The 14,068-nt window shown below is 61.6% G+C and carries 7 protein-coding genes and 6 pseudogenes; 6 read left to right on the plus strand and 7 right to left on the minus strand.

Annotation, left to right across the window (positions count from 1 at the left end):
* Positions 1 to 1,251 (minus strand): methylaspartate ammonia-lyase, encoded by a 1,251-nt coding sequence (locus tag BLT09_RS24900; RefSeq protein WP_091597954.1) that lies wholly within the window; start codon positions 1,249 to 1,251, stop codon positions 1 to 3.
* Between the two features lie 316 nt (positions 1,252 to 1,567).
* Here BLT09_RS24900 and BLT09_RS34435 point away from each other — a divergent pair, with 316 nt between their 5' ends.
* A complete protein-coding gene (locus BLT09_RS34435) occupies positions 1,568 to 1,870 on the plus strand; it encodes a hypothetical protein (protein ID WP_164891671.1) in 303 nt (100 codons plus the stop codon).
* A 96-nt stretch (positions 1,871 to 1,966) separates the two neighbouring features.
* Positions 1,967 to 3,757: pseudogene (locus BLT09_RS24905) on the plus strand (recombinase family protein).
* Positions 3,758 to 3,778: 21 nt separating this feature from the next.
* Here BLT09_RS24905 and tnpC read toward each other — a convergent pair.
* The 3 genes and pseudogenes from tnpC to BLT09_RS24920 form a co-directional block, all read right to left on the minus strand.
* Positions 3,779 to 5,044, minus strand: a pseudogene (gene tnpC, locus BLT09_RS24910) (IS66 family transposase); the annotation flags it as partial.
* A gap of 99 nt (positions 5,045 to 5,143) precedes the next feature.
* A complete protein-coding gene (tnpB, locus tag BLT09_RS24915) occupies positions 5,144 to 5,488 on the minus strand; it encodes an IS66 family insertion sequence element accessory protein TnpB (protein WP_091597957.1) in 345 nt (114 codons plus the stop codon).
* 8 nt (positions 5,489 to 5,496) lie between these two features.
* Entirely contained in the window at positions 5,497 to 5,826 is a 330-nt protein-coding gene (locus BLT09_RS24920) for a transposase (RefSeq protein ID WP_236473631.1), read from the minus strand.
* Positions 5,827 to 6,035: 209 nt separating this feature from the next.
* On the opposite strand from BLT09_RS24920, the pseudogene istA reads away from it, so the two are divergent.
* A pseudogene (gene istA / locus BLT09_RS24925) lies at positions 6,036 to 7,606 on the plus strand (IS21 family transposase).
* Positions 7,539 to 7,842, plus strand: a pseudogene (locus tag BLT09_RS35115) (ATP-binding protein); the annotation flags it as partial. The pseudogenes istA and BLT09_RS35115, both read left to right, overlap by 68 nt.
* 531 nt (positions 7,843 to 8,373) lie before the next feature.
* On the opposite strand, the pseudogene BLT09_RS24940 reads toward BLT09_RS35115, so the two are convergent.
* A pseudogene (locus tag BLT09_RS24940) lies at positions 8,374 to 9,200 on the minus strand (IS110 family RNA-guided transposase); the annotation flags it as partial.
* Positions 9,201 to 9,307: 107 nt separating this feature from the next.
* On the opposite strand from BLT09_RS24940, the pseudogene BLT09_RS24945 reads away from it, so the two are divergent.
* Positions 9,308 to 10,697 (plus strand): annotated as a pseudogene (locus BLT09_RS24945) (IS701 family transposase).
* 260 nt (positions 10,698 to 10,957) lie between these two features.
* Here the strand turns inward: BLT09_RS24945 and BLT09_RS24950 are convergent.
* Together BLT09_RS24950 and BLT09_RS24955 are read right to left on the minus strand one after the other, a co-directional pair.
* Positions 10,958 to 11,959, minus strand: a complete 1,002-nt coding sequence (locus tag BLT09_RS24950; protein ID WP_091597960.1) for a D-alanine--D-alanine ligase family protein — start codon at positions 11,957 to 11,959, stop codon at positions 10,958 to 10,960.
* 81 nt (positions 11,960 to 12,040) lie between these two features.
* On the minus strand, positions 12,041 to 12,781 hold the full coding sequence (locus BLT09_RS24955) for a condensation domain-containing protein (RefSeq protein ID WP_091597964.1): 741 nt from the start codon (positions 12,779 to 12,781) through the stop codon (positions 12,041 to 12,043).
* A gap of 377 nt (positions 12,782 to 13,158) precedes the next feature.
* On the opposite strand from BLT09_RS24955, the gene BLT09_RS33880 reads away from it, so the two are divergent.
* A complete protein-coding gene (locus tag BLT09_RS33880) occupies positions 13,159 to 13,260 on the plus strand; it encodes a transposase (protein WP_206629987.1) in 102 nt (33 codons plus the stop codon).
* Positions 13,261 to 14,068 lie beyond the last annotated feature (808 nt).

Below are 14,068 nucleotides of genomic sequence, written 5' to 3' on the forward strand. Positions count from 1 at the left end.
TCATCCAATTTTTTCGTTTTGAGACCGACCACGGTTCAGTATCGCCAGCAAACGGTTTTGTTCATTCCCAACAATTGAGAATGCCTCGTCGACACCCATTCCGGGCTTTGCAAGCATCATGTCGGCTTGGGTCGCTACAGAGACGTGGACTGAAGCCTGGGCGGAGAGATCCGTTTCAGTACAGCTCCCACCGACATACGCCCCTACCTTGTTTTCCTTGCAGATAAGAACCGCGCGAGCCGTATCGGCGATTGAGCCGACGTCTGGCGTCTTGATTTGGACCACATGCGCGGCCCTCGCTTCGGCAAAGACCCGAATATCCTCTAAGGTATTGCATCTCTCATCCACCACAATGCGAGCGCTGGAACCCCGGTGGTCCAAGATCGATACAATCTTGGCGAAATTCTCTATCTGCGCTTGCGTCGAACCAAAGTCGGCCGGGGACTCAACATTAAGCGTGAAACCCGGGACGCTATCTGCGACCTTGCAGATAAAGTCAGCTATCTGTTGCGGTTCCAGACCTATTTCCAGGCCGATCCACCCATATACATCGAAATGCAGCACCGGATGGTACCCCGGGCGGCCGATTTCGTGCGTGCGTGTTGCAACCCACTTCACGAAATCCATGAAGCTCTGGCCGTCGACGCCGAATTTCTGCCGCGAGTTGATCAGGCCGTGGGGAAGCACATCCACGGACTTCAGGATCATTTTGTCGACGTTGATTTCGCGAGCATCGCCGCTCTGACAGTAAATCGGCACCCTCCGCGTCGGCAACGGCAGTCCAAACTCCGCGCACATGACCTCCGCCATCGTCTTACGCTGAAGATGGGCAGCTGCGCGAAGAAGAGCTTGACTGACCCCATACTCAACAGCCGGAGGTAACAGCTGATGTCCGACTAATTTCAAAACATTGCAAGAATCACGAAACCGAGAGGCATCGACCTCGAGAAGCCGCGGCGCGACAACACGGGAGGTTAAATCTGAAATTTTATCGGTGTCGAACAGAGGATCGCGCCCACCAGCACCAGAGTACTGGACATTCATCATGTCGCCCCAAACGACGGTGTCGTCGGCAAGGACGAGCCCGACGCTGAGCGAAGATGCTGGCGTCCGAATCGATTTGAATCCGGGCGTTGTCGGCGCGCCGACATAGACGAAGCCGTCCTGGACAGCGCCGGACCTAATGGCTTCCTGATCGTCATAGAAAAACGCGCCATTGCCAGGCGCGAGCAGGACATCTTTGATCTGCACTTCACTTCGCTCGATTTTGCGGATTGCGTTGACGGGCGGTTGCAGTTTGTTCGCTGCCTGCCAAGTATGCGCCCCTTGGTGTTGATTTCACCAATATAATGTTCCGGACGTTGCCATCGCGTTTTTAGATGGCGACGGCTACCTTTCGACGCCTTTGAGGATGTCTGGGGCCAGTCCAACGTGAATCATTTTGCCGCTCCGCTCCGTAGCTGAAACATTCGACACCCTTCGCCCAAAGCATAACATTGCCACGAGCTGGCTCCCCGCAGGATCGGAAATTGGCGGCGTCTAGTTTTACTGAGTCAGAAAGTCGCGGATGCGGGGGGAGCGCGCCGACGGCCGGATCATTCATCTCGTCGTCGCGCCCGGGCATGTCATTACCGCTCCGGCCTGGATGATCGATCCCGTGGCTTGCGCGGCGATGGACCTGGGCCCCCCGCGCGTATCGCTTGCCGCGCTGCTTGAGCTTAACAAGCTCTTGATCGAACGCCGTTTCCGGCGAGGCTCTCCGGATGGTTTCACCATCGCGGAGGCGCAACATGAGAACCCTGCCATCCCCCGACACGATCTCTCGTGGTCGTTCGCCAACTCAGCTTGCCGCTCGACTCGCAGAAGCTGAACGGGCTGAGTTCAACGCAACGGACCATAGTGATCGCTCGGCTCGCCAACGTACTGAGGGCCGCCGCCGGCGTGGCAACGGAGGAGGAGAGCTGCGATGACGAGCGGTAATCTGATTCCGACTGCCGTCCTCAAGCGCAAGGCCGTCGTCTATGTGCGTCAATCCACTCAGGCGCAGGTCCAGCTCAACCTTGAGACCCAGCGTCGGCAGTATGAGCTTGTCGACGTCGCGCGGCGTTGGGGATTCCGCAAAGTAGAGGTGATCGACGAGGATCTGGGACGAACCGCAAGCGGGGCTGTGGAGCGTCCCGGTTTCGAGCGCCTGGTCGACGATCTGTGCACCGGCCATGTGGGCGCCGTGCTTTGCCTGGAGGCGTCCCGCCTGTCGCGCAACGGGCCGGACTGGCATCGGCTGCTCGAGTTGTGCGGCGAAGTCGATGCACGCGTGATCGATCTGGACGGAGTCTACGATCCGGGATTGCCGAACGACCGCCTGCTGCTGGGTATGAAGGGCAGCATCAGCGAGTTCGAGCTCGGCGTGCTGCGTGCCCGCATGTACGAGGCCGCCCGCGCCAAGGCACAGCGCGGAGAACTGCGCATCTCCGTGCCCTTCGGCTATGTCTGGCACCGCGATTACGGTCTCGGGTTCGATCCCGACATGCGCCTGCAGGAGACCATTCACCTGATATTCGCGCGCTTCCGCGAACTCGGCAGTGCGCGCCAGGTCCTGATCTCGATGATCGACGATGGCGTGCATTTCCCCAGACCCTCCGACGGCAAGAAGATGGTGTCCTTCGACTGGGTTCCGATCCGCTACCGCAACGTGATCTCGATCCTGAAGAACCCATTCTACGCCGGCGCGTATGTCTATGGTAAGAGCGAGAAGCGCACTGAGATCGTTGATGGCCGCGTTCGCAAGAGCTATGGCCTGCATGTCGTTCAACGGCTTTCGCACCGACGCGGCGGTGGCCCGCGAAGCGCTGGAGGCGGTTGCGCCGATGGCGATCGAAGCGGCGTTGGAGGCTGAACGGATGCAACTGGAGAGCGAAGCCAAGCGGCGGCAGATGATCGAGATGGACCTGCAGCAGGCGCGCTATGAGGCATCGCTCGCCGAGCGCCGCTATGCCGCTTGCGACCCGGAGAACCGGCTTATTGCGGCCCAGCTCGAGAGGAGTTGGGAAGCCACGCTCAGGCGCGTGGAGACCTGCGAGGCCCGGCTGAGCGAAGTCCAGCGTGTGGAGCCTGTCGACGCGGTTCCGGACTTCACGGGCCTCGCCCAGGATCTCGAAGCCACCTGGAATGCGCCGGGTGTCGACATGCGCTGTCGTCAGCAACTGCTGCGCGCGCTCATCAAGGACATCGTGGCGGATGTCGATGACGATGCGCGCGACGTGATCTTGACCATCCACTGGCATGGAGGCCAGCACTCGCAGGTACGGGTTCGCAAGCCCAAATCCGGAGAGCATGGCCAGCGTACGCCTGAGGAGGCTCTGGCGATCATGCGGTCCATGGCAACCCGATGGTCGGATGCCGAAATCGCTGCCACACTCAATCGCATGGGCATGCAAACCGGTCAGGGAAAGACCTGGACGGCGCGACGCGTCCAATCGCTGCGCACGGTGCACAAGATCAGCGGCTATCGCTCTTCGACAAGAATGGCGAGTGGCTCACCATGTCGGATGCGGCCGCGAAGCTCGGCGTGTCGCACGTCAAAATCCGCCGGTTCATCAGGGATGGCCTTTTGCCGGCCGAGCAGGTCATGCGCGGCGCGCCCTACCAGATCCGCGCCAGTGACCTCGAAGACGAACGGATCAAGGCCGATTTGGCGCGCAATACTCCGAGTCGCATCCACGACGACAACCAGGAATCGCTGTTTTCCGCCATTTAAAAAGGAGGTGCATAATGAATCGGTCTTCGCAATTGGACGGATGGCGCGCTCGACGACGTTGGAGTCGATCTCGATCGGACCGTTGTCGAGGAATCTTGTCAGATCTTGCCAGCGCGAGAGCGCGTAGCGGATAGCTTCCGCCAGCTTGGTCTTCTGGCTGATAAGGGTGAGTTGCTGCCTAAGCCACGGCTCAAGGGCATTGATGACGGGACGGCTTCTCTCCTGCCGGACGGCGCGGCGTTCGTCGGCGGAACGACCGCGGATATCGCTCTCAATGTGGTAGAGTTGGGCGATGCGGGTGAGCGCCTCCGTCGCGATCGGCGCGGGCCGGACTGCGCGAGCTCATAGAAGCGGCGACGCACGTGCGACCAGCAAAAGGCCAAGCTCACGGCGTTGCGTTCGGCCAATGCCTTGTAACCCGCGTATCCGTCGACCTGCAGGGTTCCGACAAAGCCCTGAAGATGCCGGATCGGCTGTTCGGCCTTGCGGTCCGGAGCGTAGAGATAGGCGACGCCGGGTAGGTCCATTCCGCCCCAAGGTCGGTCGTCTCGGGCATAGGCGAACCAACTGCCCCGTTTTGGTCCGCCCCCGGCCCGGATCAAGCACAAGCGCAGTGGTCTCGTCCGCGAAGAGCTTGTCTGAAGCCTTCAGCCGCTCGAACAGCCGCTCATGCACAGGGCGAAGCAGGAAAGCTGCCTTGCCCACCCAGTCGGCGAGTGTCGAACGGTCGAGATTGACGCCCTGGCGGGCGTAGATCTGGGCCTGGCGATATAGGGGAAGGTGGTCGGCATACTTCGACACCAGAACATGAGCCACCGTGGCCTCTGTAGGAATGCCGCTTTCGACGAGACGTGCCGGCGCTGGCGCCTGCACGACCACCTCTTCGCAGGCCCGACACGCATACTTCGGTCGACGGGTGACAATCACCCGGAACTGGGCGGGCACGATGTCGAGACGCTCGGAGACGTCCTCGCCCATTACATGCAACTGGCCTTGGCAGCACGGACAGATCTTGTCGGCGACGTCGATTACCTGCTCGACGCGCGACAGATGGCCGGGCAACGAGCCGCGGTTGGCGCGACGCTTACGAGCCCTGGCATCACGCTTTGAGGGGTCCGCGGCTTCCGCGCTGGCGAAGCCCTCCGCCTCTACCTGCTCGGCTTCCTCCAGCCCCAGAAGCAGCTGGTCCTCAGGCAGGCTCTCCGCCCTTCGCCCGAAGCGATAGCGCTGCAACTCCTTGATGATTTGGCGGAGCCTCTCATTCTCCGCACGCGCGGCCAGAAGCATCGCCTGAAGCGCATGAGGATCGTCGGGTAGGGCAGCGGCCGCGTCGGTCACGAAGCGGATTCAAGCATGGATTCCAGTGATTTGGCAATAATGCAATGGTCAGCTCGCCGTCGTTGGAACACGCATCTCGCGCGTCTCGTGCACCCGCCGCCAGTCGAGGCCTTCCAGGGGTGCCTGCAACTGTGCCGCCGTCAGTCGCACGACACCATCGGTAATGCCCGGCCAGCAGAACTTGCCATCCTCCAGCCGCTTGGCGAACAAGCATACGCCCGTGCCGTCGAAGTAGACGAGCTTGATGCGGTCAGCCCGCGTGGCCCGGAACACGTAGACCGTGCCCGAGAACGGATCCGCGCCCATCGCCTCGCGCACGAGCGCTGCCAGAGCTTCCGCTCCCTTGCGGAAGTCGACCGGCTTCGTCGCCACCATGACCTTGACCGCTCCCATTGGCCCGATCACGACGTTGCTCTCAGCGCACGGATCACCGCTGCAACCGTCTTCGAATCCGCCCCACGACCCACCCTCATTGCGATGCCGTCGATCTCGAGCTCGATCACACCAGCGTCTCGAGCCGGCTCCCGCTTTCTAGGCTGTGGCCGATGCTTCGCCGCAGGCTTCGGAAGCGCTGCCGTCACCACCGCCGGCACGAACATGGATTCCGATATCGCTGTCTCCCCCATCGGCCGGCGAGCAGCCCGACGCCAGGTGAACAATTGCTGCGGGGCAAGTCCATACCGGCGTGCCACAGCACAAACCGTCTCGCCCGCCTCGTCGCTCTCCGCCACTATCCGGGCCTTCTCCTCCGGCGGCCACTCACGCCGCCGACCCGAACAGTGAAGATCTCCAGCCGACGGACCGGCATCCTCGTCCTTGGACTTTGTGATTTTTCGTGGAATGAGGACCCTGTTTGAGGGGTGATTTTCGTCCAAACGGGACCCCTTAACGTGGGGTCATCAAGATGCCTCCGGTTTGATCGGAGGCATTTGCGTTTTGGATGTTGGTTGTGGAGACGATTGCAAAGATTCGCCGGCTGTCGCTGGTGCAGGGGAAGTCGATCAAGGCGATTTGCCGGGAGTTGAAGATCTCCCGGAAGGTGGTGCGCAAGGTCCTGCGTTCGAGCGAGACGGAGTTCCGCTACGAGCGCAAGCATCAGCCTTATCCCCGGATGGGAGCCTGGCGTGAGAAGCTGGATCTGCTGCTGTCGGCAAACGCGGCCAAACCGCAGCGGGAGCGGCTGACGCTGATCCGTATTTTCGAGGAGCTTCGCGGCCTCGGCTATGACGGCAGCTACAGTTCGGGGTGGCGGCATGCTCAGAGCTGGGCGGCGGATCGCGGCAGCGCCGTGGCCGAGGCCTACATTCCGCTGAGTTTTGCACCTGGCGAGGCCTACCAGTTCGACTGGAGTCACCGAGATCGTCCTGCTCGACGGCGTGACGGTGAGAGTGAAGGTCGCGCACATGCGGCTCTGCCACAGCCGCATGTTCTTCGTGAGGGCCTATCCGCGCGAGACGCAGGAGATGGTGTTCGACGCGCATGACCGGGCGTTCGCCTTCTTCCGTGGCGCCTGCACGCGCGGCATCTACGACAACATGAAGACGGCGGTGGACGCGATCTTCATCGGCAGGGATCACCGCTACAACCGCCGCTTTGCGCAGATGTGCGGGCATTACCTTGTCGAGCCGGAGGCCTGCACACCGGCGGCCGGCTGGGAGAAGGGGCAAGTCGAGAACCAGGTCGGGCTGGTGCGCGAGCGCTTCTTCACACCGAGGCTGCGCTTCAAGACGTTGGAGGATCTCAACGGCTGGCTGGCCGACAAATGCGTTGCCTAATGCCAAGGCGCGTCGGCATCCCGAACAGGGTGAGCGCACGATCTGGGACGTACTCGAAGAAGAACGCGCCAGCTTCATTCCCTATGCCGGTCGCTTCGACGGCTACCATTGCATTCCCGCGTCGGTGTCGAAGACCTGCACGCTGCGCTTCGACAACAACAAATACTCGGTGCTGTCGAGCGCCGTCGGCCGGCCGGTCGAGATCCATGCCTATGCCGACCGGATCGTCATCCGCCAGGATGGCGCGGTCGTCGGCGAGCACGCACGCTCTTTCGGCCGCAACGAGGTCGTCTACGATCCCTGGCACTACGTGCCGGTTCTGGCCCGCAAGCCCGGCGGACTACGCAACGGCGCGCCGTTCCGGGCCTGGGTTCTGCCGTCAGCCATGGAGAAGGTGCGCCGCAAGCTCAAGGCTGCCGATGACGGCGACCGGCAGATGGTGTCGATCCTCACTTGCGTGCTGACCGACGGATTGAACGCGGTCGAGGCGGCCTGTCAGGAAGCCCTCGATCATGGTGTCTCATCGGCGGCGGTGATCCTCAACATCCTGGCCCGCAGCCGCGATCCGGCGCCGGGCACGATCCTTTCCATTCCACAGGCGCTGAAGCTGGCTCACGAGCCGATCGCCGACTGCGCCCGCTATGACAGTCTCAGGAGGACAAACAGCCATGGAACGCACCGAAGTGCTGGAACTGAGGGGAGCGCTGAAGCTCTACGGGATGCGCAGCGCCTATGACGAGATCATGGGCGTCGCCATCAAGCGACGGCACGAGCCGCCCAGGATCGTCAGTGATCTCTTGCAAGCCGAGATATCGGAGAAGCAGGCCCGCTCCATCAAATACCAGTTCGCCGTCGCCAAGTTGCCGCTGGCCAAGGACATCGACGACTTCGACTTCGCCGACACGCCGGTCACCGAACCCCTGATGCGCGATCTCGCCCGGCGGCGCCTTCGTTGCCGATCAGCGCAACGTCCCGCCGCATCGGCCGGATCTCGCTGTGCGGTGATGGCAACGTCTTTCGCGGGGTCTTGCTTGCCGGAATGTCGATGGTCGCGGTGTAGGCCAGCGCCACGACCGGGCCGACACCGGGGATCGACATCAGCCGGCGGCAGACCTGATCATTCCGGACGATCACCAGAAGCTTGCGGTGAAGGGCGGCAGGATTCCGGCGCAGCTTGCTGCGCGCGTCGAGCAGCGGTTCGATGATCTCGGCCAGATCGGGCATGCCATCGACGAGTTCACGGATACGTTGTTCGAATTTGACGGCACCGACCATGCCAACCTTGAGCCCGAAGTTGCGCAAGAGCCCGCGGATGTCGTTGTCAATGGCGATCGCTTTTTCCTGCAGCAGCTTGCGCGCCGTCAGCAGCGCCCGGCGCTTCTGGCTTGTCATTGTCTTCACATGCACCGGGCGGAACAGATTGACCCGCATCATCTGAGCGATCCCGCGGGCATCTATGCGATCGGATTTGTTCGGCTGCGCTTTCAGGAATGCCTTCGTGTGCCGGGTCTTTGTCTCTCCAGTCGATCGCTCGCCCGGAACGAGGCCGAGGTAGCCCATGAGCTGGCGAGGGCTCTCAAAACGGCTCACGTCGCCGACCTCGGTAGCGAACGTCACGGCGACAATCAGATCGACCCCACGCAATGTCTGGAGCGCTCGTACGATCGGCGCCAGCGACCAGGCTGGAACGAACTCCTCGATCACACGCTCAAGCCGCTCGGCCCGCTCTTTCGAGATGCGAACCGCCTCGACCATCTCCTGGAGCGCAATCTGATGTGCGGGATGATCGAACTGCTGCGCCTGCAGCCAGCAGAGATAGCGCATCGTCCAGCCCTTTTTGCGCGGAAAGATACGTCCGTGCTTGAGCATGAAGGCGCTCACATGCTGCCGGTGGACCCGAAGTGTCTCAACTGCGGCCGCCCGGGCGCGGACGAGATCCCGCATGGCTTCGTGGCCTTCATCGGGAACCCATACCGCCGTCAGTTCGCCAGCGCGCAGCAACCTGGCCAATCCGAGGGCATCCCGGCGGTTTGTCTTCACGCGATCGCTGGGCTTCCTCGGAATCAGCGACGGAGCGACTACCGTGCATTCGTGACCCAGCGAACGGATCAGCCGATAGAGACCATAGCCGGTCGGGCCGGCCTCGTAGCAGAAATGGACTCGATCGAACCTGTTGGCGATCCGCTGGATAACTCGGCGCATGCTCTCATCCGAGGCGTCGACCTCGCCGAAGAAGCGAACTTCTCCCTCCCGGCCGGCATCCGCAATCGCGATGGCGTTCCTAAGCTTTGCGACATGATTCCGACAAATGCTTCCCTATAATCTGACACGGCTCGTCCTCCTGTGATGAGGATCGGCTCGGCCCGCCGAGCAACCCTCGGACGCGCAGTGTAGGGCGAGCCACCTCACCGGCAGAAGCGGACATACGTTACCCTATATCGATGCTTTGATCGGGGTGATCGGCCACGCCGACCGAGCTGAGCCGCTGAAGGATTATTGCCTGGGACTTCTGATGCCGATGGAGCGCAAGAGCGTGGAACCGTTGGCGGCCGTCACGGCACCGTCGCGGGTAGCGGCCAAGCATCAGTCTCTGCTGCATTTCGTGGGACAGGCGCCGTGGTCGGGCGCGGCCTTGCTGGCGCGGGTTCGCGACTGGGTTCTTCCACGGATCGAGCAGCGTGGACCGATCCGGGCATGGATCGTCGACGACACCGGCTTTCCCAAGAAGGGCAAGCACTCGGTGGGCGTGGCGCGCCAGTATTGCGGCCAGTTGGGCAAGCAGGACAACTGTCAGATTGCGGTTAGCCTGTCGATCGCAAATGACGCAGCCTCGCTTCCGATCGCCTACGAACTGTATCTCCCGCACAGCTGGGCGGAGGATCCGGAACAACGTAAGAAGGCCAAGATTCCGGCGGAGATCACGTTCCGGACCATGCCGCAGATCGCGCTCGAGCAGATCAGGACGGCCAAGGCCGAGGGCGTCGCGCCCGGCGTGGTTTTGGCCGACGCCGGATATGGCGCCGACGGCGGTTTCCGCGCGGGCCTGTCCGAGCTCGGTCTGACCTATGTTGTCGGCGTTCAGCCCACCCTCAGCGTCTGGCGCCCAGGCGAGAGCCCGCTGCCGCCCAAGCCTTGGAGCGGAAGAGGCCGGCCGCCGTCTCGAGTCGCCGAACCGACAATCACAAGCCGATCTCGGCCAAGGCCCTGGCCGAGGAGTTTGACGCCGAGACCTGGCGCACGATCGCCTGGCGCGAAGGAACCAACACCGAGCTCAATTCCCGCTTCGCCGCCGTGCGCTTGCGGCCGGCATCCAGGGACTACAATCGGCCCGAGGCTCACGCCCAAGAGTGGCTCCTGATCGAGTGGCCTGAAGGCGAGGTCGAGCCGAGCAATATTGGCTCTCCACCTTGCCGGCCGACGCTACGGTCACCCAGTTGGTCGGCGCCGCCAAGCTGCGTTGGCGGATCGAGCGAGACTATCAGGAACTCAAGCAGGAACTGGGACTGGGCCACTCCGAAGGCCGAGGGTGGCGGGGCTTCCACCACCACGCCAGCCTCTGTATCGCCGCCTATGGCTTCCTGGTCTCTCTGCGGGAGACGATTCCCCCCTCAACTCCAACTCGCGCCCAGGGCCGCCAAACACTTGGTCTTCCCGGCGGTAATCGACCCCGCGGATCCTCCAATCCGACCAGAGCGGCACGTCCCGACCTCGATCCCGACCATCAGGCGACGCCTGACCGTGGCCCTGGCCAACCGTCTGCAACGATGTCCGTGCTGCACAAGGGCCATGGACAGTCCGCGTCAGGCTCGCAATTTATGACGCAGTAGTACTAGTCGCGCGGGAAGTGGCCGCCACTTGCGCCGAGAATACTTAAGGCAAAGGGGCATCGCCTCACATCTCACATCGAGATGCGCGACGGCGGAAGCTGCAACGCCTCGCAACTCAAATGGCCGACCTCTTTTCGCGATCAAGATCAGAGCTCTTCGGCGATCGTCTGCGCGTCGAGGGCCTCGGGAGCGGCACGAAGAAGTCTTACCTAGCGCCTGCGCAGACCTCACCTCACCGTCTCGTCGAATCCGTCGCGTATTCAGCTAGGAATGCCGATGCCGAAGTGCCTCGTGTGGGCTACATCGAGGATGCGATTGACCAAACTAGAGTAGCTGTGTCCTCTAGCCATCCAGGCTATGACAAACCCGGAACTCATGCTGAGCCCCGGCATAGAGTTGATCTCTAGGACAAAGGGCTGGCCGCAATGGTCGACCCGGAGGTCGACGCGAGCGTAGTCCCGGCACTGGCAGGCCCGGTAGGTCGCCACCGAAATCTCCCGCAGCATAGCCGCAAGGCTGCTCCCGATTTGCGCCGGGCAAATCTTCGGTGGCGCCGCGATCGCTGTGTACTTCGCGTCCCAAGTCATAAGACGCATTTCGCGGTCCCCGAAGTCCTGCTCCACCAGCGGCAACACCTCGGGCTCTCCGTTTCCCAGCAAAGCGACATGAATTTCTCGCCCGTCGATGTATTCTTCCACGAGTGCGTCCTGCGCATAACGCGCAACGATTACTTCCACGGCATGCCTCAACTGAGCAGGTTCATGTACGAGCTGTAATCCGATGCTGCACTCTGCGTGACGTGGCTTCACTACCACAGGGAATCGCAGGTCGCAGGTACCCTCGGTTCCGCGACGCATCACGCGAAAGTTGGGGGTGGGCACGCCGCAATCGCGGATGAGTCTCTTGGTGATGACCTTGTCGTGCGTCAGCCCGATCGCTAGCGGGCCACATCCAGTGTATGGTATACTGGCCATCTCAAGCATGGCGGGAACGTGGGTGTAACGGAACTCGCCCTGAATTTCCTCCGCCCTATTGAAGACGAATCCTGAAGGGCGGCCTCGCGAATCGACTGGCATGAATCGCTCGAGCTTAGTGAGCAGTCCTAAATCGCATTCACACAGGAGTGTCTCGTGACCGCCCTCTTGCAGGGCTGCCGCCACCCTTTCATCTGTCGGGCTGGGGCCGTATTCCTCGGGACGCGCCTGGCCAAACTGATTGGTCACCTCCGTAGGCTTATAGTTCCACACGATGGCTACCCGCATGAGCTACTCCTTTGTTTTTGCCCGCTGTCAGTTCATTTGATCCGAATTTAGTTGGCTGATCGATAGGGCCAGATGGTCTACCTACGCGCGTCGCGGTACCGCCAGGCGGGGGCCGTCGCGGAAATCGCGGTATTGTTGACATGCTGCGCCAACACAGTTCCGAAACTCGGGAAGAGGTCCAGCGGCCAGGCAGGCGCACGATGAACAAAGCTCCCACGGCGCTGACAGGCCGCGTGGTCCGTACACTGCACCGGCAATCGCGTTTAGCCGTTCCGCGCGGCCCTCCCGGGCCGTGGCGTAGAGCTCGCGTGCCGCGAGGCGTTGTGATCGAGCGTCCCAGATCATGTGGTGCATGATCAACACCACATGATCGTCCCAGGCCAGGCATACCAGCCGTCCAGGGATCAGCGGCCCGGCTTCCATCTCGAACGCCGCGCGCGCTTCATGGCGCATCAGAGCAGTGGCTGTCGTCTCCACATCCGCTGCCGGCGTCCGATCGTCTCGTTTCAGCGGCCGGCCGGCGTCCACTAGCCCGAACAGCTGAAACTGGTGGCCGTCCTCCACTCCGAAGGCGGTGGGCATGACCTCAGGACGCGCCACCAAGCCGCCCAAGGCCGACTGTAGGGCCGCCTCGTCCAGATAGCTGCGAAACCTGAGCCTCATCCGGTTGTAACAGCCCTCGCTGCCGCCCATCAGACGTGAAGGGAGCCAAACCCGCTGCTGGCGGGATGACAGCGGCACCCAGCACCGCAAATCTTCAATCGTCGGCACCGGACTCCAGAGTGCAAGGTCCATCGCATGGATTGTTCGAGCAAGTTTCATTTACCCCTGGCCCGCCAGCCTCGAGACCACTATGGCAAGACTGATCTTACCCGTGCCGCACGCAATTTCCGTGCCACGGAAGCAAGAGGGTAAACAATGTGTTTGGCGCCAGCAACGGCGGAAAACTTGAGCCTCCGTGTGTCAGGTTCCGAACACTGAAGTCTTCAACCAAAGACCGTTCAGCACAACATCAGGGTCCTTAAACGCGACGGTCGCCCCCCGTGCCAAACTCGAAGGTCTGATCGTTGATGGTATTCTTTTTGGCAATCTGATTCACAGCGCGCGGCATCGGTTCATCCTAAAGTCATGCAGCGCTCCATGCTATCCTCTTGGTCGAGGAGCTCAGACATCCTCGAGGTTGCCAAACTACAGGTTTGATGGCGGGCCTCCCAGGCATCGGACCGGTCATCACGTTGGCCATCATTGCCGAAGCCAGCGATCGTGGCCGTTTCGCTCATCATCGCCAGTTTCTTCCGTGATCGGCGATTTCAGCGGGGAGTGTCTGGCCACGGTCGCCGACAACTCGATCTCGGGTGTGTCGTCCGGGAACTCGACATCATCGCCAAGCCTCGCGGCTACCCGTGCCTGATGGTGTCGGATAACCTCCTAAGAGCCGCGAAAGGAAAAGGGGGAGACGCTCAAAATCTCCGACGATTGTCAAGTTGCCGGGTTGAACCAGGCGGCTTCCCCAGGTCCTCAAGCACAGGGCACGCACCTGGTGGCCGATCTCTCCTTGGACGAGGAGATGCTGCAGGACGTCATTCGCCGAAAACTGTGAGGCCTGATCGCAAACGCGAGCTGGTGGCAGTGACGTGACGATTAGAGACGCGAAACCTTCGAACCCCTTTCGCTCTTTCAATAGTGGAGGTCCGACAAGATTGTGATAAAGCAAACTCGCCGAATTGGAGGCGAAAAGCGGACATAGGACTAACACCTATCTCGAGTTGGCACGCCTCTTGCTTCTGCATTTGGTGCGTTCGCCCAGCAACGAAGCCGTTCGATGTCCGCATCGACGATTTCGCTTGAGAGTTGCCCACACGAAGGAACAGGCTCTATGCAGGAGACATTATCGAGAGGGTTGGGCATGCTCTTGACGGAGAAAGTTCGGGGCTACTCAATATGCGCGCTCAATTCTATAGCGACGCTTTTTGCTCAGTTGGCGACCACGGGCGCACCTCGGCAACTGATAGACATCCGCCAAGCTCCTGTGCTTGCGCGAAGCACGTCGCGGGTCAGCTGGAAACTACGCGTATTCGGTAATGGGCAACACAAATCAGTTTTCGAACC

This window comes from Mesorhizobium muleiense, assembly GCF_900099905.1.
Classification (GTDB): Bacteria; Pseudomonadota; Alphaproteobacteria; order Rhizobiales; family Rhizobiaceae; genus Mesorhizobium; species Mesorhizobium muleiense.